The organism is Spirosoma flavus, from assembly GCF_054778555.1.
The window spans coordinates 200,120-224,271 of sequence record NZ_BAAGZL010000005.1; the positions used below are offsets into that span (position 1 = coordinate 200,120).

20 protein-coding genes are annotated in these 24,152 nt (G+C 47.7%); 10 read left to right on the plus strand and 10 right to left on the minus strand.

Annotation, left to right across the window (positions count from 1 at the left end; genetic code table 11):
* The first annotated feature begins 23 nt into the window (after window positions 1–23).
* Window positions 24–470, plus strand: a complete 447-nt coding sequence (locus ACYVF1_RS24605; protein ID WP_461083912.1) for a hypothetical protein — start codon at window positions 24–26, stop codon at window positions 468–470.
* A gap of 170 nt (window positions 471–640) precedes the next feature.
* Window positions 641–1,573: a sensor histidine kinase gene (locus tag ACYVF1_RS24610; protein WP_461083914.1), complete on the plus strand. Its 933-nt coding sequence runs from the start codon at window positions 641–643 to the stop codon at window positions 1,571–1,573.
* A gap of 24 nt (window positions 1,574–1,597) precedes the next feature.
* Here ACYVF1_RS24610 and ACYVF1_RS24615 read toward each other — a convergent pair whose 3' ends face one another.
* Window positions 1,598–3,787 (minus strand): M28 family peptidase, encoded by a 2,190-nt coding sequence (locus ACYVF1_RS24615; RefSeq protein ID WP_461083916.1) that lies wholly within the window; start codon window positions 3,785–3,787, stop codon window positions 1,598–1,600.
* Between the two features lie 131 nt (window positions 3,788–3,918).
* Window positions 3,919–4,638, minus strand: coding sequence for a LolA family protein (locus tag ACYVF1_RS24620; RefSeq protein WP_461083918.1), 720 nt, complete (start codon window positions 4,636–4,638; stop codon window positions 3,919–3,921).
* Between the two features lie 191 nt (window positions 4,639–4,829).
* Between ACYVF1_RS24620 and ACYVF1_RS24625 the strand changes: the two genes are divergently transcribed.
* From ACYVF1_RS24625 to ACYVF1_RS24635, 3 genes are all read left to right on the plus strand, one after another.
* The gene (locus tag ACYVF1_RS24625) at window positions 4,830–6,050 is read left to right on the plus strand and encodes a nucleoside permease (protein ID WP_461084271.1); all 1,221 of its coding nucleotides are present in this window, start codon (window positions 4,830–4,832) and stop codon (window positions 6,048–6,050) included.
* A 98-nt stretch (window positions 6,051–6,148) separates the two neighbouring features.
* On the plus strand, window positions 6,149–6,925 hold the full coding sequence (locus ACYVF1_RS24630) for an exodeoxyribonuclease III (RefSeq protein ID WP_461084273.1): 777 nt from the start codon (window positions 6,149–6,151) through the stop codon (window positions 6,923–6,925).
* A 49-nt stretch (window positions 6,926–6,974) separates the two neighbouring features.
* The gene (locus ACYVF1_RS24635; protein WP_461083920.1) at window positions 6,975–7,556 is read left to right on the plus strand and encodes a pseudouridine synthase; all 582 of its coding nucleotides are present in this window, start codon (window positions 6,975–6,977) and stop codon (window positions 7,554–7,556) included.
* Between the two features lie 26 nt (window positions 7,557–7,582).
* Here ACYVF1_RS24635 and radC read toward each other — a convergent pair whose 3' ends face one another.
* From radC to ACYVF1_RS24650, 3 genes are all read right to left on the minus strand, one after another.
* Window positions 7,583–8,278, minus strand: coding sequence for a RadC family protein (radC, locus tag ACYVF1_RS24640; RefSeq protein ID WP_461083922.1), 696 nt, complete (start codon window positions 8,276–8,278; stop codon window positions 7,583–7,585).
* A gap of 136 nt (window positions 8,279–8,414) precedes the next feature.
* Window positions 8,415–8,681, minus strand: a complete 267-nt coding sequence (gene rpsT / locus ACYVF1_RS24645; protein ID WP_461083924.1) for a 30S ribosomal protein S20 — start codon at window positions 8,679–8,681, stop codon at window positions 8,415–8,417.
* Between the two features lie 104 nt (window positions 8,682–8,785).
* Window positions 8,786–9,184, minus strand: a complete 399-nt coding sequence (locus tag ACYVF1_RS24650; RefSeq protein WP_461083926.1) for a Dabb family protein — start codon at window positions 9,182–9,184, stop codon at window positions 8,786–8,788.
* A 268-nt stretch (window positions 9,185–9,452) separates the two neighbouring features.
* Between ACYVF1_RS24650 and ACYVF1_RS24655 the strand changes: the two genes are divergently transcribed.
* Window positions 9,453–10,373 (plus strand): zinc dependent phospholipase C family protein, encoded by a 921-nt coding sequence (locus ACYVF1_RS24655; protein WP_461083928.1) that lies wholly within the window; start codon window positions 9,453–9,455, stop codon window positions 10,371–10,373.
* Window positions 10,374–10,501: 128 nt separating this feature from the next.
* Here the strand turns inward: ACYVF1_RS24655 and ACYVF1_RS24660 are convergent, their stop codons facing one another.
* Window positions 10,502–11,386: a sugar phosphate isomerase/epimerase family protein gene (locus ACYVF1_RS24660; protein WP_461083930.1), complete on the minus strand. Its 885-nt coding sequence runs from the start codon at window positions 11,384–11,386 to the stop codon at window positions 10,502–10,504.
* Between the two features lie 194 nt (window positions 11,387–11,580).
* On the opposite strand from ACYVF1_RS24660, the gene ACYVF1_RS24665 reads away from it, so the two are divergent.
* Window positions 11,581–12,792, plus strand: coding sequence for a class I SAM-dependent rRNA methyltransferase (locus tag ACYVF1_RS24665; RefSeq protein WP_461083932.1), 1,212 nt, complete (start codon window positions 11,581–11,583; stop codon window positions 12,790–12,792).
* Window positions 12,793–12,960: 168 nt separating this feature from the next.
* A complete protein-coding gene (locus tag ACYVF1_RS24670; protein ID WP_461083934.1) occupies window positions 12,961–14,706 on the plus strand; it encodes a pyruvate dehydrogenase complex dihydrolipoamide acetyltransferase in 1,746 nt (581 codons plus the stop codon).
* A 140-nt stretch (window positions 14,707–14,846) separates the two neighbouring features.
* On the opposite strand, the gene trxA is transcribed toward ACYVF1_RS24670, so the two are convergent.
* The 4 genes from trxA to ACYVF1_RS24690 all read right to left on the minus strand — a co-directional run bounded on the left by trxA (window position 14,847) and on the right by ACYVF1_RS24690 (window position 21,715).
* Entirely contained in the window at window positions 14,847–15,191 is a 345-nt protein-coding gene (trxA, locus tag ACYVF1_RS24675; protein WP_461083936.1) for a thioredoxin, read from the minus strand.
* A gap of 72 nt (window positions 15,192–15,263) precedes the next feature.
* Complete coding sequence (dnaE, locus tag ACYVF1_RS24680) at window positions 15,264–18,899, minus strand: DNA polymerase III subunit alpha (RefSeq protein ID WP_461083938.1); 3,636 nt, start codon at window positions 18,897–18,899, stop codon at window positions 15,264–15,266.
* Window positions 18,900–19,071: 172 nt separating this feature from the next.
* Entirely contained in the window at window positions 19,072–20,388 is a 1,317-nt protein-coding gene (locus ACYVF1_RS24685; protein WP_461083940.1) for a serine hydrolase domain-containing protein, read from the minus strand.
* A gap of 37 nt (window positions 20,389–20,425) precedes the next feature.
* A complete protein-coding gene (locus tag ACYVF1_RS24690; RefSeq protein ID WP_461083942.1) occupies window positions 20,426–21,715 on the minus strand; it encodes a spinster family MFS transporter in 1,290 nt (429 codons plus the stop codon).
* A 329-nt stretch (window positions 21,716–22,044) separates the two neighbouring features.
* On the opposite strand from ACYVF1_RS24690, the gene ACYVF1_RS24695 reads away from it, so the two are divergent.
* Together ACYVF1_RS24695 and ACYVF1_RS24700 are read left to right on the plus strand one after the other, a co-directional pair.
* On the plus strand, window positions 22,045–23,373 hold the full coding sequence (locus ACYVF1_RS24695; RefSeq protein ID WP_461083944.1) for a rhamnogalacturonidase: 1,329 nt from the start codon (window positions 22,045–22,047) through the stop codon (window positions 23,371–23,373).
* 144 nt (window positions 23,374–23,517) lie between these two features.
* Window positions 23,518–24,015 (plus strand): hypothetical protein, encoded by a 498-nt coding sequence (locus ACYVF1_RS24700; RefSeq protein ID WP_461083946.1) that lies wholly within the window; start codon window positions 23,518–23,520, stop codon window positions 24,013–24,015.
* Window positions 24,016–24,152 lie beyond the last annotated feature (137 nt).

Below are 24,152 nucleotides of genomic sequence, written 5' to 3' on the forward strand. Positions count from 1 at the left end.
GTAAATTTTTTCCTACCAATCCAATGGCAAACAAAACCATAAAAACCAAACAAAAATCGCTGGCTTCTGAAATCGTCAGTTCGATTGAAAACAAGCTAAGCGAGGCAGGTGAGGCTACAAAAAAAATGAAAAAGTCTATCGAGAAATCGGCAGACAAACTGGCGAAAAAGTTAGCTAAACTCATGCATAAAGCTGAGAAGAAAGCTGAAAAACCAGTTAAGAAAGTGAAAAAGGATGCGGCTAAAGCAAAGAAGAATCTGGCCAAAGCCGAAAAGAATGCCAAACGTACTGCTAACAAGGTAGCTGATAAAGCAGCTGAAACGGCAACGGCAGCTGTTAAAGAGACCCGCCCGGCTCCAAAACCGGCAGCAACCGCGAAACCAGCTCCGAGAAAATCACCAGCAACCCGCCCTAAGCCGACTACTGCCGCTACGCCAGCTCCTGCAACCACAGCCGATAACGCTCAATAGTTTACTTTTTGTTGGTCAAAAGAGCCTGTATCAGCAGGCTTTTTTTATGCCTACGTGATAGTTAATAGTTGTCATCATAACATTTATTCGCATTTACATGATTTCAGCTTGTACCTAATTAATAAATTTAGCTTCTTTACCGTCAATAAATGACAGCCTAAGCCAGCGTTATGCTGCACCGTTCTACAGCCTATAGGATTTTGCCCTGGGTGCTTCTCTTTCTCGTAAGCACGGGGGGAGTAGTATATTGGAAATGGTACACGCTGGTTAATCTGGTCTCTGGACTCTCTCCATCAGTACGTTGGCTTACCTTGTTTGGGCTGATTTTGTTCACGCAGATTCTCATTGGATACCTGGTCTGGTGGTTGCTACGTCGCCAGCCATCGTCTGTTGTCCAAACTGAAGTCTTAAATTCAATTGTCCATGAGTTTCAGACGCCGATCAGCGCCATTCGTATGTCGGCCGATATTCTGGATTCGCCTATTGCCCGCGATCAGCCTGAGCGTACGCAAAAATACGTCCGCATTATTCGCGAAGAAACCGAACGACTTCAGCAACAGGTCGAAACCATGCTTACGCTGGCCCGTGCCGACCGTAATACGTTGGTTGTAAATCCTGAGCCTGTTCAACTGCACCATCTGCTACGTTCGGTCGCTGAGCGTCATGGCGATTACCTGAAACTGACGCTTGCCGGGACAGACCCGCACCTTCTCGCGGATCGACTTCACATCACCAATGTATTCTATAATTTGCTGGACAACGCCATTAAATACAGTGCCGGCGATCCCGAAATAACGATTCAGACTACTGCTAATCGTGATGGGTTGACCATCGCTATTAGAGATAAGGGTGTTGGAATTCCGCCAAAATTGGTTTCGCAGATATTTCAGCCTTTTTTCCGGGTACACGACCGCAACCAGCCTAGTGTTAAGGGTTTTGGCCTGGGTCTCAGCTACGTACAACGTATCATTCATGCTCATAAGTGGAGTATCTGGGTCAAAAGCGAAGTCGGGAAAGGCAGCGAATTTATGATTCAAATTCCCCCTTCTTCGCTTTTGCCACCTGCTAAAGCCAATGAGTCTTTTTCGAGAAAGGCTGAGTAGTGATTTCCGGTGATACGTTAATTGTTATTTGCTTCCTCCAATAGACGCTGGCGTACCCATGCCCTGGGCAAGTGTTTGTAGTTTATCGCTTAGCGTTTGAATTGCCTTTTTATATCGGGTTTCTAAATCAGGTAAGTTCGCCGTGGATTTTAGCGAAGCTTCATATAAAAAACCGGGCAACATCCACGATGCATAGCCGCTGTTTGGGTCAGACGATGCATAGAGTGACTTATACCAGCCGCCGAATGCGTTACCTTTGGGGTCGATGAATGAGCGTTCGAGCAAACGTAGTTCTTTGTTCAACTCAATGAGTTTATCGGTACGTCCCGACTGCAGGTACGTTTGACGGGCGGTTTCGCAGGCGTCAGCGTTCTTTTTTAGGGCATCAACGGCGGTCAGCAACGTAGCAATGGAGTACGTAGGCGCGTAAGCCTGGATAGCTTTTTCGGCCGCTTTTAGGTGAATGGCCAGGTCGGCGGGGTAGCGCGCTACGTCGTAAGGAACCAGATCGGCGTTGGCGAGACGTAGCGTCATTGTGCCTACGACCTGCTCCATCGTTGGGCCCATTTTGTAGGTTGGGTCGGCGAATTTATCGTAGAAATACAAATCGTCGTATTGCGAGTGATACAGCGTGGGACCTTCCATTCCGGCACTCAGCGATGGAATGCCAATATGCATGTAGGGAGCAATATGGTCGGAGCCTCCGCCGAGGTTTCCAATTGTTGGTTCACCGGCCAGCATCGCCGGAGCCGACGAGCCCGTTACGTGTGTAGGACTGCCCTTGGCTTTCTGCGCCATCCAGTGCTGATAAACTGTTTTATTCGAATCTGGGTATTGAACGGACTGAGTTGCTTCGATAACAAGTTTTTTCATTGAGGGCGAGGCACTCGCCCCGAAAATACGCCCCGAAACAGCTGCGTCGTAGTTCATATACGCTACGGCTTTCTGGGTCAGTTCGTCCCGGAATTGTTCGCTCCATTCTGCCGAACCGATCACGCCCGGTTCTTCTGCATCCCAATGGCATACTTTAATGGTACGTCGGGGACGCTGTCCGGCTTTGGAGAGTTTACCCAATGATTCGGTCATACTCAATAACATAGCCGTGCCCGAGTTTGGGTCTGTAGCACCGTATGACCATGCATCGTAATGGCAGCCGGCAATAATCCATTCGTCCGGAAATTCGGCCCCGGTTAACGTACCAACTACCTGATAAATCCGCTGAATGGCTTTTTCCTGCTTCACCATCAACCGAACTTTCAGCGCCGAACCTCCCTCGAGCCGATACGTATAGGGCAAGCCGCCCTGCCAGCCAGCCGGAACCGCGCGGGCACCTGTCATACGTTTCAAAATCTCCGTAGCTGAACCGTAGGGTAGGGGTGTAACCGGAATTTTATGCAGTACTACGTCCTTCAGATCGAGCCGTTTAGGCGTATTTTTGGCGTCCATAGGCAGGGCTGCCTCGCCAGGCGTGAGCGGGTCGCCAGTGTAGGGTGTTGTAATTAAAGAGCCTCGCTGAATGACGCTTTCGCTATAATAAGGACCTTCAGGGAAGGTGAGCCCGCGCATGTAGCCGCTATCGGCAGGGTCGGTGAAGATGATCACACCAATAGCCCCGGCTGCCTGCGCAAACTGAGCTTTATATCCTCGGAAGTTACCGCCGTAGCGAGCCAAAACGATTTTGTCTTTCACCGAAATTCCCATCGCTTTCAATTGCTCAAAATCTTCCTTTCGACCGTAATTGGCGTACACCACTTCCGCTGTTACGTCGCCCGAACCTGACCAGGCATTGTAGCCGGGCGTAAGCCGAGGGTCGCTACTGTATTTGTCTTCTTTAAATAAAAACTCTCTAATATTCAGTGGCTGACGTATCGGTTCGACCAGTTCTACGGCAATTTCGCCGGGTCCTTTGGGAAGCAATACGTCGTGCGGGTAGATATCGACCTGCCATCCCGCCCGGCGCATGGTTTCGGCAATGTAATCGCGAACCTGCTCATTTTCTTTTGAGCCAGTAATGTGCGGAACACTGCTTAATTTTTCGAGGTGGTTTTTAAACGCAGCCGACGATTGTTTGGTCTTAAACTCCGATTCGAGTTTGAGTTGCCCCGCCTGACGAGCCGGAATAAAGCCAGATAAGGTTTGCGCATGGGTTGTTAACGTAACAAAACCCAATGCAAATGAGGAGAAGATAGATTTGGTAAGTGATTGGTAGTTCATTGATAGCAAATCGTTAATTGCCAAATATCGGTATTTGATTCGGGAAAGCCGGCAAAATTCAACCGATTGTTTGGTAACAAAAAAGAGACGTTCACTACGTCTCTATCTTAAAAGTGGTACGTTGTCAGCAATTATTTAGGCATGGCGAAAATAGACGGGTCGACCGTTGGATTAAGAACCACATTTGATACCTTAATGGTGAGCGCACCGGGCATGTTCGGGTTCTCCAGGTCCAGCGTTGTTGGAAGCGTAAGACCTTCAATCGGTTTATAATTTCCGTATTTAATTTTGAGTTCACTTGTTTGTCCCTGTAGTGTAACTTTTGCATTCATGCCGGCTATCTGATACGTAGTGGCATCAATGAAGTAATTGGCTACCCCCTCAGGACGTGTAATTTTTAGATTAAATACGTCTTTATCTCCCTGTTTTTCTTTGCCTATAAACTCAATGGGGTATTTTTTATTCCTTGCTACGTACAGGTCGGTCCCGAATAAGTGCATGTTGCCTTTCTGCGTTTTGAGCTGATCTTCAGGTAACGGCTGAGGAGCCGTGCTGCCCTGCATAGGATTGATGCTCCAGCCTTTATCGCCATCAACAACTGTGGTCATCTGCTGGCCCATTGCACTTATGTCGTTACGTATCGATTTATCAACTACAACGGTCGATTTTCCCGTCATATCCATACCCGCCACGCTGAGGCTCTGATCGAACTGGAATGACTTGATCGCGGCAATTTTATCGGCACCACCTGTGGCTGCAATATTTTTGTCAATGATATCGTCGGCTGTTTGAGCTAAAGTCAGCACCGGTAAAGCGACAAGCGCAACGAGCGTTATCAGTTGTTTTTTCATGAAGTAATTTAGTCAGAAATAGGGCCGAAAATACAAATGTTAGACCTAAAAGTTAACACAAGTTACATCGGATTAAAACAGGATCAAGCTATTTTTTACAAGGATGGGCAACATTCCGACGTTACTGGCTTGCAGGGCTGACGAGTGTTTTTTACCTTCATCGGTCAAAACCTTAAATGCTAAAACCTCTGATGTTGTCAACAACTCGCTTTCAGCTTTCTGCCATGATGTTCCTGCAGTTTTTTGTGTGGGGGGCCTGGTATGGACAGATGAGCAAATACCTCTTAACCGGACTTCAGGCTACTGGCGATCAGGTAGGTAATGCGTATGCCGCCTTCTCGCTTGCTATGATTATTGCTCCTTTTTTCGTTGGAATGATTGCCGATCGGTATTTTGCCGCGCAGAAAGTGCTGGGCGTTCTAAATCTGCTAGGTGCCGGAGTATTATACCTGATTACCAAAAATACAGATCCCGGTAATTTTTTCTACCTGATTTTAGCCTATTGCATTACGTTCGCGCCAACGCTGGCCCTTACGTCGTCGATTGCGATGCAGCAGATGACAAGCCCTGAGAAGGAATTTCCAGGTATTCGTGTGTTAGGAACTATATCGTGGATTATCGTGACGAATATAGTCGGTTTTTACGGCTTTGGCGATAAAGTGACTATTTTCCAACTGTCGATGTATGGAGCTCTCATTCTGGGCGTCTTCTCTTTCTTTTTGCCCAATACCCCACCTAAAGCTGCTTCGTCATCGTCGGTCGCACAGATTCTGGGGCTGGATGCGTTCAAGCTGTTTAAAGACCGTTCCTTTGCCATTTTCTTCTTGTCTTCGGTGCTGATTTGTATCCCGCTTTCGTTCTACTATGCCATGGCCAACCCCTCGCTGACTGATGGCGGTATGCAGAACGTAGAGAATAAAATGTCGCTGGGACAGGCTTCGGAGGTGATTTTCATGTTGCTGATTCCACTGGCGTATACGCGTTTGGGCGTGAAGAAAATGCTGATAGTCGGGTTAGTTGCCTGGATTGTGCGCTTCATCTGCTTCGGCTATGGCAATGCCTCGACGGAGTGGATGTTGTATCTCGCCATTGTGTTGCACGGGGTATGCTACGACTTTTTCTTCGTCACGGGCATGATCTATACAGACAACAAAGCGGGCGAAAAAATCAAATCGTCAGCGCAGGCCCTGATTTCGATTGCTACGTACGGTATCGGGATGGGCATCGGTTCAAAAATTTCGGGTATCGTCCTCGACATGTATACACGTCCCGACGGCACGAAAGACTGGCTAAGCGTTTGGCTAGTACCGGCGGGTATTGCTGCGGCAGTACTGATACTATTTGTGTTCTTATTTTCAGACAAAAAACGAACCCTTGCGCAGCAAGATGAAGTGGTGGCAGGGACGCTTTAATTGATTACTATAAGATGCATAACGGATAATGTGGTTTGAGCGTAAAGTTCTACATGCCTATTATCTGTTATGCATTTCTATTGCCCGTTTTCTTTTCCATGCAACTTATTTCGTATAACATTAACGGCATCAGGGCGGCCATGCGTAATGGCCTGATTGACTGGTTGTCGCAGCATTCGTTCGATGTTCTTTGCTTTCAGGAAGTAAAGGCAACAGCCGACGTAGTAGACCTGACTCCGTTTGAAGAATTGGGGTATCAATACCACTGGCATGCTGCCGAGAAGAAAGGCTATTCGGGCGTTGCTACGTTCTCGAAAATAGCACCTACCAACGTAGTAATTGGCTGCGGACTGCCGGTTTATGATTGTGAAGGACGTATACTACGTACTGATTTCGACGATGTTACGTTGCTGAACTGTTATTTCCCATCGGGCACAACGGGTGAGGTGCGGCAGGGGGTAAAAATGGAGTTTCTGCGTGATTTCTACGAATACGTTCAGAACCTGCGGAAAACGCGTCCAAACGTGATTATAGTTGGTGACTATAACATTGCTCATAATCCGATCGATATTCACGACCCGATACGTAACAAAAACACAACGGGTTTTCTGCCCGAAGAACGTGCCTGGATGGACCAGTGGTTTGGCTCCGGAATAACCGATGCCTTCCGATACAAACGTCCTGATGAAGTGGGCTATAGCTGGTGGAGTTACCGGGCGGGGGCACGTAGCAACAACAAAGGCTGGCGTATCGATTACGCATCGGTAACCAACACCCTGCGCGAGCAAATCACCGACTGCCGACACTTACCCGACGCCGTTCACGCTGATCATTGCCCGGTGTGGTTGTTAATGAGCGAAAGAGTGAATGAGTGAAAGAGTGCTTGCAGAAAATACGCTCTTTCACTCTTTCGCTCATTAAAAAATGTATTTCCTCATTTATAAACCCTACCTGATGATGTCTCAGTTTAGCCGGGAAGGTGATAAACCGACTCTGGCTGACTTAGATTTTGATTTCCCGAAGGACATTTATCCAGTTGGGCGTCTCGATGCGGATAGTGAAGGTTTACTGTTGCTCACCAACGATAAACAACTAAATCACCGCCTGTTGAACCCAAAATTCAGGCATAACCGAACGTACTACGTGCAGGTTGAAGGTGCGTTGACTGAAGAAGCTTGTCAGCAATTGGCCAGGGGCGTAACCATTTCGGTTGATGGAAAACAGTATAATACACTACCAGCTAGGGCATTAGCCATTGCTGAACCTATTGTTCCGGATCGTAATCCACCGATACGTTATCGGGCCTCAATTCCAACGTCGTGGTTGTCGATTACCCTGCACGAAGGCAAAAACCGCCAGGTTCGCAAAATGACCGCTGCTGTGGGTTTTCCGACATTACGTCTGGTACGTTGGGCCATTGAAAACCTATCCGCCGAAGGCATGGAGTCAGGGGAAGTGCGCACCCTGAACCGAACAGAAATACTACGTGGGCTAAAGCTTTCGTAAAGCGTAGCCTGGATAGCTACGGCTTATCACAAAATCCCCTCATCGGCAAAACTATAGTATGCTTTGTCGGTGAAAATTAGATGGTCCAGCACAGGAATATCCAGCAAACGGCCAGCGTCTTTGAGCTTTTTCGTGAGATCTTTATCGGCTTGGGATGGTTGTAAATTACCTGATGGATGGTTATGAAGCAGGATCATGGATGACGCCAGATGGTCGATGGCTTGTTTGAAAATGAGCCGGGGATCGGCCACGGTACCAGCTATTCCACCAGTACTAATCTGAACCGGACGTAGCACTTCATTGGCGCGATTCATGAGCAGAATCCAGAATTCTTCGTGTGGCTTATCCATCAAATGCGGTATCATCTCATTGTAGGCATCGCGCGAACACGTAATGCGCGCACGAATCGGACGGTCCTGCTCTTTCCGTCGGCGGCCTAGTTCAAGAGCTGCCACAATACTAATGGCTTTCGCTTCACCTATCCCCCGAAATTTTGATAAATCTTTGATGCTGAGTTTAGCCAGCTCGTTCAGATTATTATTGACGCTTTTCAGGATAATTTTCGCTACGTCGACGGCGGTTAGATCGACTGTTCCAGAATTAATTAGAATGGCAATGAGCTCGGCTTCTGATAGGGCAGCTTTACCCTTGAGCATAAGTTTCTCGCGCGGGCGGTCTTCTTCGGCCCAACTTTGAATGGTGCCGGAAGTTTGATACGTCATGAATTTAAGTAAGCTACTGGTGAGTTTTCGGCGACAAAATGCATAAAAAAACCTTACCCGCAAAAGGTAAGGTTCCGAAAGACGCCGTAGCTAGATTCAATACGTATCGATAGAATCTTCTTAAAGACGCTGCTAATTAAGCAGTTGCTACTTTCAATCCATTCACAAAACGAGCCAGTTTCGATTTGTTGTTCGAAGCTTTGTTCTTGTGGATGATGTTGTTTTTGGCGAGTTTGTCCAGAGCCGACGAAACCGTTTTGAACAGTTCAACAGCCATTGCGTGGTCGGTGGTAGCACGGAGTTTTTTCACCATGTTCCGGGTCGTTACGTGCTGATAACGGTTCTGAAGCCGCTTCTTGGCGCTTGACCGGATTGCTTTTTTTGATGACTTATGGTTTGCCATTGATTTATAAATGAGATCGTTGTCGCGATATGAGGGCGCAAAAATAGAAAATTCGGCTGGAATAGTCAATATCCCGAGCCGAATTTCTTTCGCTTACCTGTGGTTTATTGCCGAATGTCAGCATTGACAATCAGGGTTTTTTCCCAGATGGCCTTGTTTTGCTGAACGAATTCTTTGTAGGCTTCACTCTTCTCAAACGTTTTTATATCGTCGATAGATTGAAACGTAATGTAATGTACTACGTCATACTCAGAAGTGGCCTGATTTGGTAAAATTGTTTCCCCAGACGCGTAACCAATAACCTGTGGAATTTCGTGCTTTAAGGCTGCAAAACTGGCCATATGTTGCTCAACAGCTTTCGATTCGACCCCTTTTTTGAATTTTATGCACACAATCTGCTGTTTCTGGGCTTTTCGCGCAGGTGAGTAAGCACCATAGATTGTTAATGCAAATGCACATAGTAACACAATGACTAGGGTATATCCTTTTGATTTAGCATTCATGATTATTCGAGGTTTCTCGTTTTTTCCAAATTTTATTTCGAATGACATGGTCGTTTAAGTGAATAGTTAATTATTTTCTCTTTAAAGTACCATGTTTTGTCAAATGTACAACGGTTTTATTTGGTTGTTTGTTTTTGGGAATATTTTTTTTGGAAGTTTAGTGAACGGCATGGTGGTTTCATCTGAAAAATTGATCCAGATACAAGATGTTAAACCAAAAAGCAACTGGTTCTTCTCCCGTTCTTTGTATCCAACTAGGCGCCAGCCAGTGCATCACCATCCAGCCTGGGGATTTTATGCGCATCAGCAGATTAATCGACTGGCTGTTTTTACATTACCCGTCGAGATGATGCCGTTTTTCAAAAAGCATATCGATTTTCTGACGGACAATGCCGTCAATCCTGACAAGCGCCGGTATGCGGTAGTAGGGGAGGCTTCCCGTCATTTTATTGATCTGGATGCTTACCCTGATACGTTGATTACTACGTTGCCTCGCTTCTATAAGGATGCCGCCGATCAATATGGGACTGATACATTAGCGTTGCACGGCATTGTACCTTGGCAAATTCAACTCACAAAATACCAGCTCACGGAAGCGTTTAAACAACGTAACGTTCGACGGATTTTACGAATAGCAGCCGATTTGGGTCATTACATCGCCGACGCCAATGTACCACTGCACACAACGCGCAACTACAATGGCCAATTGACGAATCAACAGGGTATTCACGGATTCTGGGAGTCGCGTCTGCCGGAGCTTTTCAGCACTACGTATGATTTCCTGACGGGGCAGGCCGAATACGTTCCATCACCACAAAAAGCGGCCTGGCGTGCGGTTTTCAGGGCAAATGCGGCTCTGGATTCGGTGCTACGTTTTGAACAGAAATTGACAGATGAAGTAGGGGAGAGCCGAAAGTTTGGCTTCGAGGAACGTAACGGTATAACAACTAAAGTGTATTCGGCCGATTTCTCGCGGAAATATCACGAGTTGCTACGTGGTCAGGTGGAGCGCCAGATGCGGGCGTCGGTCAAGATGGTGGGCGATTTCTGGTACACCTGCTGGGTTGATGCGGGCCAGCCGGATTTGCGCAAACTCGCTACGTATCAGTTTACGCCGGAAGAGCAGAAAGAAGAAGTTGAGGAGAAAAAAGGTTGGCTGAAGAGGCTGTTTTCAGCGCGAGAGGAGTAGTCTGAATACTTCTGAACCGGGATTTAGCAGATTTAGGGATTTTCAGGATTTTGTTTTTCGCTTCTTCGAAGCGCTTTAATCGAAACAAAATCCTGAAAATCCCTAAATCTGCTAAATCCCGGTTCAGACTATACGCTAAGCGTTTTCATGTACTCCGCATCATTTTTCATACTTACCATCGGCGATTCAGGATATTCTTCCTGCTCCACGATGAAGTATTTGATGCCGCTATCCATGGCGACACGTAGCGTTTTCTTGAAATCGACGCTGCCTTTGCCGAGGTCGTTTTGAACGGGTTTGCCGTTTTCTTTCTTGTAATCTTTGATGTGGCAAAGCTCGTAGCGCTTCCCGTATTTTTTCAAATGTTCGGTCGTATCGACACCCGCTACGTCAATCCAGCACAGGTCCAGTTCAAACATTACGTTCTTAGGGTCAGTGTTGGCGAGTAGGTATTCCTGTGGCAACTTGCCATCGAGTGGCATGAACGAGTAGTTGTGGTTGTGGTAACCGAATTTTAAACCACTTTTGCGGGCTTCTTCGCCGAATGAATTGAAGGCATCGGCAATCTTTTTCCAGTCGTCCCACGTTTTTTGCGGGCCGATGAACGGACAGAGTAAGTAGCTCAGACCAGCTCCCTTTGCCATCTCGATGCTCTTTTTTAGCGCGTCGGGTTTGTCCATCTCGCCCCGAAAATTGAAGTGCGTACTCACCATCTCTACGCCGATACCATTCAGGAAAGATTTCATTTCTTTTGGCTCCATACCCCAAAGAAAACCTTGGGCGCCACCAAAACTTTCGAACTGTTTATAACCCATCTGCGCCAGTTGCGTCATAACTCCTTTAGGATCTTTAGGGATTACGTCACGAACACTATACAGCTGAACACCAAATGGATTTATGGGTTTAGCCGCGCTGTTTTTCAGTAGATTAGCAGCCATCGATGTCGATTGGCCGAGGGTGAGGGCTCCGGCGGTTAATAAGCCAGACTGTTTAAGAAAACTACGTCGTTGCATAGGTTGAAAAAAGTTTACGCAGATAAAACGTAAAGTTGCACTGGTTTTACCTGAACGACCAGAAAATATGTTGTTCAAAGAAGCTTCTAAAAGACTTGAGGACCAGTTCACCCGGCAAGAGATTGTTTGCTACGTTCCATCATTTTAATTTTTATCCATTCGCCGACCTATCTTTGCGGTCTTTCTGAATGCGCATGACGTTTTCCAAAATTTATTTGCAGGCTGGGCGTGACGAAGCCGTTCGACGGTTTCACCCGTGGATATTTTCACGAGCCATTAGCCGGTACGAAGGCAGTCTGGCCGATGGCGATGTAGTAGAAGTGTTTGATAATAAGCAACGTTATCTGGCTACAGGGCATTACCACGATGGCAGTATTGTTGTACGCCTGTTCTCGTTTGCCGCTACGTCCGGTGGCCCCGTTACGCCCGATTTACCGTATTGGACTGAAAAGCTTACCCATATACGTAGCATTCGCCGGGCCATTGTGGAAGCCAATCAAAACGCTGGCCTAACCAATTGTTATCGGTTAGTACATGGCGAAGGCGATAATTGCACGGGCCTCATCATCGATATGTACAATGGCGTGGCCGTGTTGCAGGCGCATTCCATCGGTATGCACCGTGAACGTACCATTATTACCGAAGCGCTCAAAAGCGTATTTGGCGACGAGCTTGAAGCCGTTTACGATAAAAGCGCTGATACGTTGCCCGATGAATATGGAGCAACTGTAACCAATAGCTACCTGTATGGACGAACACCCGTTCCGCATCCGGTTCAGGAAAACGGTAATACCTTTCTGGTGAACTGGATTACGGGCCAGAAAACCGGTTTTTTTCTCGATCAACGCGACAATCGGGCGCTGCTTGCTCAGTATGGTCGGGGTAAAAAAGTGCTGAATGCATTCTGTTACTCAGGTGGTTTTTCGGTTTATGCGCTCAAAGCAGGAGCCGAATTAGTGCATTCCGTCGACGTGTCACAGAAAGCCATTGACCTGACAAATCAGAACATTACGGCTAATTTTGGTGAAGAGAACGTAGCACATGAAGCTTTCGCTGAAGACGTAATGCACTACCTGAAGGCGCATGATCATCAATACGACGTAGTAGTGCTCGATCCGCCTGCTTTTGCTAAAAGTATGTCGGCTCGCCACCGGGCGGTGCAGGGATATAAGCGACTGAATGCCGAAGGGTTTCGCCGAGTAGCAAAAGGCGGAATTTTATTTACGTTTTCTTGTTCTCAAGTAGTTGACCGTGAACTGTTTTATAACACCATCGTGGCTGCGGCCATCGAAGCGGGTCGACAGGTGCGCGTCCTGCATCATCTGAGCCAACCCGCCGACCATCCGGTTAATTTGTTTCATCCGGAAGGGGGATATCTTAAAGGATTGGTTCTTTGGGTGGAGTAAACACTTAGTCTTAGGAGACGTAGTGAATGTAACTGAACAGGCAGATTGCTTGTTGATACAGAAAACCGATGGCAACGATACAAACTTATCGGCTTTCCGCTAATTTTGGGTCCCAGCCGGAGCGCCGGACCGATCCATTCGTATAACCCGATTACATATAGCTAAATTATGGCTGAATTAATTCGAATGCCCAAGATGAGCGACACCATGACCGAAGGCGTCATTGCGGAGTGGCACAAGAAAGTGGGCGATAAAGTTAAATCCGGCGACGTACTGGCCGAAGTAGAAACCGATAAAGCCACCATGGATCTGGAGTCGTACGAAGAAGGTACGTTGCTCTACATCGGCGTTGAAAAAGGAGCGTCGGTACCTGTCGATGGTGTGTTGGCGGTTATTGGAGCCGATGGCGAAGATTACAAAGCGTTGTTGAACGGGTCAAGTGGTGGCAGTCAGGAGGCAGCTCCGGCACCCAAACCAGAACCAGCTCCGGCACCAGCCAACAGCGCGAGCAACGAAACCGCGACAAAACTGCCAGACCCGAAAGCTGTTTCGGCGGCTCCGGCTGAGAAAGTCAACGCTTCGGTGATTCGGATGCCGAAAATGAGCGACACCATGACCGAAGGAACCATCGTTGCCTGGCACAAAAAAGAAGGCGACACGGTGAAATCGGGCGACGTACTGGCCGAAGTAGAAACCGACAAAGCCACTATGGACCTCGAAGCCTATGAAGAAGGTACGTTGCTCTACGTTGGTGTGAAAGAAGGTTCGTCAGTTGCTGTCGATGATATCATTGCCGTCGTTGGTGAGAAAGGCGCGAACTTTAAAGTGCTGCTTGATGGCGGAGGTAATGCTCCTGCTCCAGCATCTGGTAACGAGGCCGCTACGGGCGAAGGCGGTAGCCAAACTGCTCAGCAGAATCCGCAGGCTTCTCAACCGGCCAACGCTGATACCGACTTGTCGTACGGTGGTGGCGCGGGTGATGAGGTTCAATCAAATGGACGTGTGAAAGCATCTCCACTGGCGAAAGCAATTGCATCTGAAAAAGGCATCAATCTGGCTCAGGTGAAAGGCACTGGCCCTGAAGGACGTATCGTGAAAAGCGATGTTGAATCGTTTACACCAGGTACGGCTCCAGCCGAAAAACCTGCTACGTCGCAGCCAGCTTCACAGCCTGCACAGGCGCCTGCTGCTACGTCGGCACCAGCAGCACCACAAGCTGCTCCTGCACCCGCCGGGGAATACGAAGATGTTCCCGTCAGCCAGATGCGGAAAACCATTGCTCGTCGCTTGAGTGAAAGCCTGTTTACGGCTCCGCATTTCTACCTGACCATGGAAATCAACATGGACAAGGCGATGGAACTGCGCGGCACAGTCAACGGACTTAGCCCGGTAAAAGTGTCTTTCAACGACTTTGTTATTAAGGCCGCTGCATTAGCGCTGAAGCAGCACCCGAACGTAAATTCGTCGTGGTTAGGCGATAAAATCCGGAAATACAAATACGTCAATATTGGCGTGGCTGTAGCCGTCGATGAAGGCTTGCTCGTTCCTGTAATACGTAACGCCGATCAGAAAACGTTGTCGACTATTTCGGGTGAAGTAAAAGATCTGGCCGGAAAAGCGAAAGATAAAAAGCTGCAACCTAAAGATTGGGAGGGCAGCACGTTCTCCATCTCGAACCTGGGTATGTTTGGTATTGATGAGTTCACCGCCATCATCAACCCGCCCGATTCCTGCATTCTGGCAATCGGTACGATAAAACAGACCGTGAAATTTGAGGGCGACGTAGCGAAACCAACCAACGTAATGAAAGTAACGCTCTCCTGCGACCACCGCGTTGTGGATGGCGCAACGGGCGCGGCTTTCCTGCAAACGGTGAAGCAACTGCTCGAAGATCCAATGCGAATGCTGGTATAGAATTTCGTCATTCTGATGAAGGGTAAATCTCAAACTATCCTAATGGGCAGCTTTAAGATTCTCTTCGTCAGAATAGCAACTATATAAAAAGAGCCGCTCCGAATTTCGGAGCGGCTCTTTTTATTGAAAATCTATAGAAATTAGATCGTAGCGGGTTCCATAGCGCCCTGAAGTTTTTGCTCCAGTACGTTTTTGGGAACGGCACCAATTACTTTATCAACTAATTGACCTTTTTTGAAGATCATCAAGGTTGGAATGCTGCGGATACCAAATTTAGCGGGGACCTGTGAATGTTGGTCGACGTCCATTTTGGCGACAACGGCTTTGCCTTCGTATTCACCGGCGAGTTGCTCCACGATTGGGCCAACCATCCGGCAAGGACCGCACCACTCGGCCCAGAAATCTACTAAAACAGGTTTATCAGAATTTATGAGTTCGTTGAAGTTCGCGTCGGTCGCTTCTACGGCATGAGATCCTGCTGCCATGACTGAAATGTGTTTATGTATATGAACTTGTTTCTGCTACATAAACCGTTTTCAGGGCGATTAGTTCATTCTTTACGCCACCTTACACGTAACGCCGTCCATAGCTTCAAGCGCCCGCAGGAACGTATTGGCTGGGAACACTTTCAGGGTTCGGGACTGTAAACTGACTTCGATCCGTTCGATTGGATCCACTACGTTCAGGGATAGCGTGCATGTGCCTGGATGTGCATTAACTAACTCATTGATCTGAGAAACTAGTTGCGCATTTAAAGAATCCAGCGTGAGCGAAACGCGAATTTCCTTGCAGAACTTTTCGCGCATTTCCGATAGCAGCCGAATGGTTGTTGGCTTAAATTCCAGGTTATCGGAGTTCCAGCGGTTCTGCGTTTTGCCCGTGATGTGCAGGAACCGGCCCACATCGATGTATTGCCCCAATCGAACGTAATCGTCGCCGAAGAGGGCCAACTCAATGGACGTATTATAGTCTTCTATCTTGAAGATACAGAAGGGGTTGCCATTCTTGGCAATTTTCGTCTGCATTGCCGAGACAATCCCGGCAACCTTAATCTCAGGCGTTTTGACTTCGTAAATTTTGTCGAGTGTACAGTTGCAGAAACCTTCCAGTTCAAGTTTGAATTCGTCGAGCGGATGGCCTGTGATGTAGAAGCCTACTACGTCTTTCTCAAATTTTAGCTTTTCAATCTGGTTCCATTCGGGCACCGTTGGCGCTTTAGGACGAGCAATCATAGGCTCGCCATTCATCATGGCGCCAAATAATGACTGCTGAGCAGCGGCTTTTTCGGCGTGGTAGTTGTTGGCGTAGCGAATAACCTTATCCAGAAACGGCGACGTATCACCATCTGCCATGTCAAAATATTGAGCCCGATGGTATTCGTCGATGCTGTCAAAAGCACCGGCATAAGCTAACGATTCCCAGGTTTTTTTATTCACCGTACGCAGATTGACACGTATCGCAAAGTCGAAAATGTCCTTATAAGCTCCGCCAGCACTCCGTTCTTCAATGATGGCTTCTACGGCCGCATCGCCCGCGCCTTTGATACCGCCCAATCCAAACCGGATTTCACCATTTTTATTTACGCCAAATACGCGCTCCGACTCGTTCACGTCGGGGCCGAGTACGGGAATACCGATGTTTTTACATTCCTCTAAGAAGAATGTAATTTTTTCGATGTTGCCCAGGCAGCTCGTTAATACGGCAGCCATGTATTCGGCTTTGTAATACGTTTTGAGGTAAGCCGTCTGGTAAGCGACGAAGGCGTAACAGGTTGAGTGCGATTTGTTAAAGGCGTATGACGCAAAGGCTTCCCAGTCGGTCCAGATTTTCTCGCAGGTTTTTAAAGGAAGCTTATTGGCTGAACAGCCTTCCATAAACTTGCCCTTCATCTTGTCGAGCGTGGCCCGGTCTTTCTTACCCATCGCCTTCCGCAATACGTCGGCATCACCCTTTGTGAAATTGCCGAGCTTTTGCGAAAGGAGCATCAATTGTTCCTGGTAAACCGTAATGCCATACGTATCAGCCAAAAACTCCTCCATTTCGGGGAGATCGTATTTTACTTCTTCGCGGCCGTGTTTCCGGTTAATGTAGTTTGGAATATACTGAATCGGCCCCGGACGGTAGAGGGCGTTCATCGCAATGAGGTCCCCAAAGCGGTCGGGCTTGAGGTCCTTCATGTGCTTTTTCATCCCATCGGATTCGAACTGGAAAATGGCATTGGTTTCGCCCCGTTGAAACAGTTCGTAGGCTTTCGGATCATCCAGTGGGATATCGTCAATGTCCGTTTCGACATCATTGATCAATAAGCCTCCATGATTCTGCTTGAGCAATCGCAGACATTCTTTGATGATCGTAAGGTTACGCAGCCCCAGAAAGTCCATCTTGATAACGCCCGCATCTTCGATGACTTTTCCTTCGTACTGCGTGATAATCAGGTTCGTATCTTTCGACGTAGAGACCGGGACAATGTTTGACAGATCGTCGGGCGCAATGATGATGCCCGCTGCGTGAACGCCCGTGTTACGTACCGTACCCTCCAGGCGACGCGCCTGCTGTAATACGTTCTGTACTTTCTCCGTATCGATTAACTTCATGGCCCGCCCCACGTTCTGATCGCCCGCTTCGAGCGCCCGCATCTTGCGAACATTCTCTACTTCGTCGGGCTGAATGATGTTGGCTAGTCCACCCGGTCCGTCGATGGGGTCCTCAAAAATGCGTTTGAGGGTCATGTTGTACGTCGGCTTATCGGGCACGAGTTTCGCCAGGGCGTTGGCGTCGGGGAGGGGCAGGTCCATCACGCGACCAACGTCTTTAATGGACGATTTGGCGGCCATCGTACCATACGTAACAATGGCGGCTACCTGCTGCTTGCCGTACTTGTCCACTACGTAGTCGATAACCCGTTGACGGCCTTCGTCGTCAAAATCGGTATCGATATCGGGCATTGATTTCCGGTCGGGGTTCAGAAACCGTTCGAACAGTAAATCGTATTTGATGGGGTCGATGTTGGTGATGCCAATGCAGTACGCCACGGCGCTTCCGGCAGCACTTCCCCGACCAGGTCCAACCATCACGCCCAGATCGCGACCGGCTTTGATGAAGTCGGATACGATGAGGAAGTATCCGGCAAAACCCATCGTTTTGATGGTAAAAAGCTCGAAATCAATACGTTCCTGCGATTTCTGGTCAATTTCGCCCCAACGCTTTTTCGCGCCTTCGTAGGTCAGGTGTTTGAGGTATTCCCACTGGTTTGCTACGTCGTCGGCGTGAATCTGGAACTCTTGCGGAATCGGGAAGTTCGGCAGGAGAATATCACGTTTGAGCTTCAGCACTTCGACCTTGTCGACAATCTCGTTGGTGTTGTCGATGGCTTCGGGCAAGTCGTGAAACAACGTGCTCATCTCCTGCGTGTTCTTGAAATAGAACTGGTCGGAGAAGAACGCGAAACGGGTGTTTTTGGGCATCACTTCATCGTCATTGAATTCCTTCATTGACGGTGTGCTTTGCTTTTCGCCCGTATTCACGCACAACAGAATGTCGTGCGCCACCCAGTCGTCGCGATCAACGTAGTGCGAATCGTTCGACGCAATAATCTTTACGTTGTACTTGCGAGCAAACTTCACCAGCACTTCGTTGGCTTTGATCTGGTCCGGAATTTCGTGCCGTTGCAATTCAACGTAGTAATCTTCACCGAAGCGATCCAGCCACCACTTGAATTCGGCTTCACCGGCCTCTTCGCCTTTTTTCAGGATGGTTTTGGGCACAATGGCCCCGATGCAGCACGTAGTGGCGATGAGCCCTTCTTTGTACTTGTCAATCAGCTCTTTCGTGACACGCGGATATTTCCCGTAGAGCCCTTCCATGTAGCCCAGCGAGCAGAGTTTCGCCAGGTTTTTGTAACCCTGAGGATTCTTCGCCAGCAGCAGCTGGTGGTAACGAATATCTTTCTGTTCTTTGGTAAACTGCTTCCGGGTATGATCGTCCACTACGTAGAACTCACAGCCAACAATGGGCTTGATGCCCTGTTTGGCCGACTCCGCCACGAACTCGAACACGCCGAACATATTGCCGTGATCGGTGATGGCGACGGCGGGCATATTGTCGGCTTTGGCCTTCTTAATCAGCTTCTTAATGTCGGCTTGCCCGTCGAGCAGTGAATACTGAGTGTGGCAGTGGAGATGGGAAAATTGCATGTCTAAATAGCACCGGCTACCCGGCGGGATTTATCAGATTTAAGGATTAAAACTGATTTTGTTCCTTAAAAATAGGAAATCCGGTTGGGATGGGGACAGAGAAATTTAGGGATTTTTAGAAGTTTTTGGTAAAGGGCTGAGAGTGAAACGGAAAGTAGTCAACCGCCCTGTCTCAATCGTTAATCGCTTGGTAAACCAACGGTCTAAAGGCTTTATCGGTATTTGATACGTAGGGTCCCCACATATTTCGGTAAATCAACACGAGCATATCTTCCTTAGGATCAACCCAATACGAGGTTGAAAATACGCCACCCCAGGAATACGTACCGGCCTGACTAGGCGTAAATCGGCTTCCGTTTTCAGAAATAACCAGAAAGCCGAACCCGAATTTATTGTCAAGAGCATGATCCCCGATGTTGGGATTGAGATCGCCAATTTGATTTATGGTCATCAGACGTACCGTATTGCGGGCGAGTAATCTTACGCCGTTGTACTCACCGCCGTTCAGCAACATTTGCAGAAAAACAGCATAATCATAAACCGTAGTCGACATGCCGCCACCGCCCGAAAAATAGGTATGTTTTTTGAGCGGGTAATTCATATCGAGCGCCCCGCCAAAAACCGACGATTGCTTTTGTATATTTCCTGTCGAATCACCCTGGAAAAAATTGACCAGTCGTGATGCTTTTTCGGGTGGTACGTTAAAGTAAGTGTCTTTCATGCCGAGGGGCTGACAAATACGCTTCTGAAAAAATTCTTCGAGATTCATGCCTGACCATTTCTCAATCAGATAGCCCAATACGTCCATGTTCAGCCCGTATTTCCATTGCTCGCCGGGTTGAAAAAAGAGTGGTAAGGTCCCCAATCGAGTCATGGCGTCGGCAAGGGTTTGGCCTTTTACATCAACACCAACTCCACCTGTCAAATTGCTTTTGGCATAAATGGCAATTTCCGATGGCGTCCCGATTCCGGGATATCCCAGGCCCGACGTATGAGTCAATAAGTCGCGAATGGTGATGGGCCGTTTCGCTGGAACAGTTGTATACGTGGTGTCTTTGGCGTTGAACGTAGCCAGCACTTTTTGATTGGCGAACGTCGGAATGAATTTTGAGACCGGATCGTCCAGTGAAAACTTTCCCTCCTCCCAAAGCATCATCACGGCTACTGTAGTGAGTGCTTTTGTTTGTGAGGCTACTCGAAAAATCCCGGTTTTGTCGAGGGGTGATTTAGTGGTTGGGTCATTATATCCATGTGATTTGTAGAAAACGATTTTGCCATGACGGGCAATCAGCACCACCGAACCGTTCACCCATTTCTGCTTTACCCAATCCTGCATACTTGCGTCTAATCGGGACAGACGGTCAGCGGAAAAACCGCCGGCTGCTGGAGCCGCTTCTGTCAGAATTTTTGCTTTCGATTGCGCTTGTGCTGGATTTTTATTTACAGTAAAGAAAAACAAGAGCAACAGGGCGAACGGGTAACGAAGCATGGCTTAGGAAAAGGATTATTGATGGAATTTTCTAGCGTCAACGTGTCAATTTTAAATCGGCGGTTAGTTTTCTGGCGGCTATCAAAAAGAGCGTAGTTGAGCCAACACTGATAATAATGACAATCGACATGGCCCAACGTAGCGACTCATTACCCAATGTCGGAGCAAGCCAATCGCTAATAATGCCAACTGTCAATGGCCCAAATCCCAACCCGACCAGATTGAGCACAAAAAACAGAATCGCCGAAGTCAGCGAACGCATCGACGACGGAACAAGGCTATGCGAAACGGCAATCGACGGACCTAAATACAGACTTTGAAGAGCCGCCGTTAATCCCAAACAGATCAGCGAATAGGTCGTATTCTGTAGAAAAAGGGCACCTGTAGCGCACGGAATAGAGATGATAATAGCGTACGCTGGGATTCTCAGATACAGTCGTTTATCAATTTTTCCGAAATGGTCGGTCAACAACCCGCCAGCATACGAACCGATTGCCCCACCGATGCCGAAGAGCGGCCCGAGCAAAGCGCCTATTTCGGCACCCTTCATCCCGTGAAGTCTGGCCAGGAATGAGGGCGCCCAGTTATTCACGCCATACAGACAAAATACGTGTAGCCCAGTCGCCAGCGCCAGATACACGAAGGTTTTGGTGGCATACAACCGCTTTAATACGTCGCGCAGCGAAGGCGATTCGATTGCTAGCACTGGGCTGGCATCCGTTGCGCCACGACGAGGCTCTTTCACCAACGCGTAGAACAGCAATGAAAAAATAACGCCCGGTACACCTACTACAAAAAAAGCGGTTCGCCAGCCAAGGCGCTGGTTTAAATACCCACCCATTAAATACCCCACCAAAATCCCGAAGTAAATGCCAGTGGAGTAAATAGACAGTGCTGTTGCACGTTTTTCGGGTGGGAAATAATCGGATAACATAGCGTGTGCTGGTGGGCTTCCTCCGGCTTCTCCGACTCCCACGCCAATACGTGCCATTAACAACTGGACGAAATTGCGCACCAGTCCCGAGCAGGCAGTCATTATACTCCATAGAGCCAGAGACGCGGCTACAATATTCCTACGGTTGGTTTTGTCGGCAAGGCGCGCGATGGGAATGCCTAACGTAACGTAAAATAGCGCAAACGTAAACCCAGAAAGCAGCCCGAGCTGGGTATCAGACAAATGCAGCTCCTTTTTTATTGACTCCTGAAGGATGACAAGAAGTTGACGGTCAACAAAGTTGAAGACGTAAACCAGCGTCAACATCGCCAGGACGTAGTTCCGGTACAAACTGCTTACTTCCTCGTTTTTAATGTGCTCGCTTGTTTGCATAAAAATGACGTAGTGACTGTGGTAAGCGACAAAAAGGGAATGAAACGTTGAATCGTAGGGTATGAGCTGTCTACGTATCAACTTGATACGTCGTCAATCGGAAGCAAACAGGTCGGCCGTTGACGGGGTAAAAAGAATAGGTGAGCGAATAGTTACTACGTACCCACTGAGAAATGTGAAAACGGCTGATTTTCTATTCGTTAAGAAAACATCAATACTCAAAAGGCTGCTGTTTAACAAACCACCTGAAGGTACAGGATGGATAGCTCATGAAGGTTACGCATCTTAGCATTTTAGAAAGACCAACCAAAGACTGCTACGTTGTCAACATGAAAAAAATATTGTTTTTACTTGCATATATGCTTGTCGGGAACGTACCGATTCGCGCTCAAACTTCTGCCAAAGCCACTTTTCCCGATGGAAGTTTGATGAGTAGCTGGTTTACGAACCCAAAAAAAGTAAGCCTAGCTCAGCTCGGGAAAGCGTATATAATTACTGACTTTGGTGTGAAATCAGACAGCACACTCGTGCAGACCGGAGCCATTCAGAAGGTCATCGACAGCGTAGCCGAAAAAGGTGGGGGCGTGGTTGTGATTCCGAAAGGTACGTTTATGAGCGGAGCCTTGTTTTTCAAACCCAAAACGCATTTGCACGTAGCAGAAGGTGCCGTTCTGAAAGGTTCCGACAATATCACCGACTACCCAAAATTACCTTCTCGTATGGAAGGCCAAAGCCTTGATTATTTCGCAGCTCTCGTCAATGCGTATCAGGTCGATGGGTTTACGATTTCGGGAAAAGGGAAAATTGATGGGAACGGATTGCGTTTCTGGGAAGCTTTTTGGCAACGACGTAAAGAAAATCCTAACTGCACGAACCTAGAAGTTTCGCGGCCTCGGCTGGTATTCATCTGGAAATGCAGTAACGTACAGGTGCAGGACGTAAAACTGCACAACGCGGGTTTCTGGACGAGTCATTATTACCAATGCCAGAATGTGAACGTACTGGATGCCCATATTTTCTCGCCCTACAAGCCCGTAAAAGCGCCTAGTACCGATGCCATCGACATCGATGCCTGTACGAACGTGCATATCAAAGGCTGCTACATGTCGGTAAACGATGACGCGATTGCCCTCAAAGGCGGCAAGGGGCCGTGGGCCGACCGTGTACCGAACAACGGCGCCAATACCAACATTTTAATTGAAGACTGTGAATTTGGCTTTTGCCATTCAGCGCTGACTTGTGGTAGTGAAGCCATTCACAACCATAACGTAGTGATGCGCAACTGCCATGTGAGTGAAGCTAGTCGTGTGTTATGGCTTAAGATGCGGCCCGACACACCACAACTTTACGAATACATTAGCGTGGAAAATATTAAGGGGCAGGCGCATAGCCTTCTGTATGCAAAACCCTGGACGCAGTTTTACGACTTACAGGGTCGTCAGGACGTACCGATTTCGTACGCAAACCACGTAGTGCTAAAAAACATTGAACTTACCTGTGATACGTTCTTCGACGTAGCCGTTTCGGAACGCGACAGGCTCTCCAATTTTACATTTGAAAACTTCGCCGTGGAAAGCAAAAACGCGGCTATGGACAAAAACGTAGTAAAAGGATTTACGCTAAAAAATGTGAAGGTTAATAATCAATTAATAGATTAACCTATTGGTTTATAGATTGTTAGTGGCTTATTTTACTACGTAGGTTATTATAAATTCGCACTTTTTTTATGAATTTATACTTAACAAACATGGCACGGCGTTTGATAGTCGATAAGTATTAATAACCCATACTTATAAATCATCATGGCTACTCCTTACGCCGTTCGCACTTTCCGCGCTACGTTCCTGGCTGTCTTAATTACCAGCTTTTTTGTTTCCGGTTGTAAAAAAAATGGCGGTTCCGGCACTGACGTCGATCCGCGTGATCAGTACGTTGGTACGTACGATGGTGGTTATCAAAGCTCAATTAAGTTGGCGACACTTGAATTTCCACCAGAAACCGGTACCACATCCATCGTAATTACGAAAGGAGCAAACGCCAAAGAAATTTATATTGAGGTAAAGCTCAATCGCCCTTTTAAAGTTACAGCTGAACTAGAAGGAAACGGTTTTAAGGTTATTGACCGGAGCCGTGACCAGATTACGGTTAATGTCAACGGCAAGGCAACCAATTTCGAAGGTGACTTTAGCGCTACTGGCGTATTTGATAAAAACCAAATTGCTATTACGACTACCACCGAAACCGTACAAACTGGTTCGACCATTAGTCGCATTGAAGCCATTACCGGTACAAAAAAATAGGTATCGTCATAGTCTCTTTTTCCGTAATTCATTACGTAGTAAAACCGGTCAGACGACCGGTTTTTTTGTGAATGCTACGAAACGAGCAACTCTTCTTGAAACAGTAAAGACTGTAAATGAGAGACTTTTCAATGCTA

Excerpts from the sequence above, each read along its gene's own strand:
- ACYVF1_RS24690 (WP_461083942.1), bottom strand. The coding sequence starts at position 21,715 with ATGCAAACAAGCGAGCACATTAAAAACGAGGAAGTAAGCAGTTTGTAC.
- ACYVF1_RS24700 (WP_461083946.1), top strand. The coding sequence starts at position 23,518 with ATGGCTACTCCTTACGCCGTTCGCACTTTCCGCGCTACGTTCCTGGCT.
- ACYVF1_RS24660 (WP_461083930.1), bottom strand. The coding sequence starts at position 11,386 with ATGCAACGACGTAGTTTTCTTAAACAGTCTGGCTTATTAACCGCCGGA.
- ACYVF1_RS24635 (WP_461083920.1), top strand. The coding sequence starts at position 6,975 with ATGTATTTCCTCATTTATAAACCCTACCTGATGATGTCTCAGTTTAGC.
- rpsT (WP_461083924.1), bottom strand. The coding sequence starts at position 8,681 with ATGGCAAACCATAAGTCATCAAAAAAAGCAATCCGGTCAAGCGCCAAG.
- ACYVF1_RS24620 (WP_461083918.1), bottom strand. The coding sequence starts at position 4,638 with ATGAAAAAACAACTGATAACGCTCGTTGCGCTTGTCGCTTTACCGGTG.
- ACYVF1_RS24665 (WP_461083932.1), top strand. The coding sequence starts at position 11,581 with ATGACGTTTTCCAAAATTTATTTGCAGGCTGGGCGTGACGAAGCCGTT.
- ACYVF1_RS24695 (WP_461083944.1), top strand. The coding sequence starts at position 22,045 with ATGAAAAAAATATTGTTTTTACTTGCATATATGCTTGTCGGGAACGTA.
- dnaE (WP_461083938.1), bottom strand. The coding sequence starts at position 18,899 with ATGCAATTTTCCCATCTCCACTGCCACACTCAGTATTCACTGCTCGAC.
- ACYVF1_RS24650 (WP_461083926.1), bottom strand. The coding sequence starts at position 9,184 with ATGAATGCTAAATCAAAAGGATATACCCTAGTCATTGTGTTACTATGT.
- ACYVF1_RS24610 (WP_461083914.1), top strand. The coding sequence starts at position 641 with ATGCTGCACCGTTCTACAGCCTATAGGATTTTGCCCTGGGTGCTTCTC.
- ACYVF1_RS24615 (WP_461083916.1), bottom strand. The coding sequence starts at position 3,787 with ATGAACTACCAATCACTTACCAAATCTATCTTCTCCTCATTTGCATTG.
- ACYVF1_RS24625 (WP_461084271.1), top strand. The coding sequence starts at position 4,830 with ATGTTGTCAACAACTCGCTTTCAGCTTTCTGCCATGATGTTCCTGCAG.
- ACYVF1_RS24630 (WP_461084273.1), top strand. The coding sequence starts at position 6,149 with ATGCAACTTATTTCGTATAACATTAACGGCATCAGGGCGGCCATGCGT.
- trxA (WP_461083936.1), bottom strand. The coding sequence starts at position 15,191 with ATGGCAGCAGGATCTCATGCCGTAGAAGCGACCGACGCGAACTTCAAC.
- ACYVF1_RS24605 (WP_461083912.1), top strand. The coding sequence starts at position 24 with ATGGCAAACAAAACCATAAAAACCAAACAAAAATCGCTGGCTTCTGAA.
- ACYVF1_RS24685 (WP_461083940.1), bottom strand. The coding sequence starts at position 20,388 with ATGCTTCGTTACCCGTTCGCCCTGTTGCTCTTGTTTTTCTTTACTGTA.
- radC (WP_461083922.1), bottom strand. The coding sequence starts at position 8,278 with ATGACGTATCAAACTTCCGGCACCATTCAAAGTTGGGCCGAAGAAGAC.
- ACYVF1_RS24670 (WP_461083934.1), top strand. The coding sequence starts at position 12,961 with ATGGCTGAATTAATTCGAATGCCCAAGATGAGCGACACCATGACCGAA.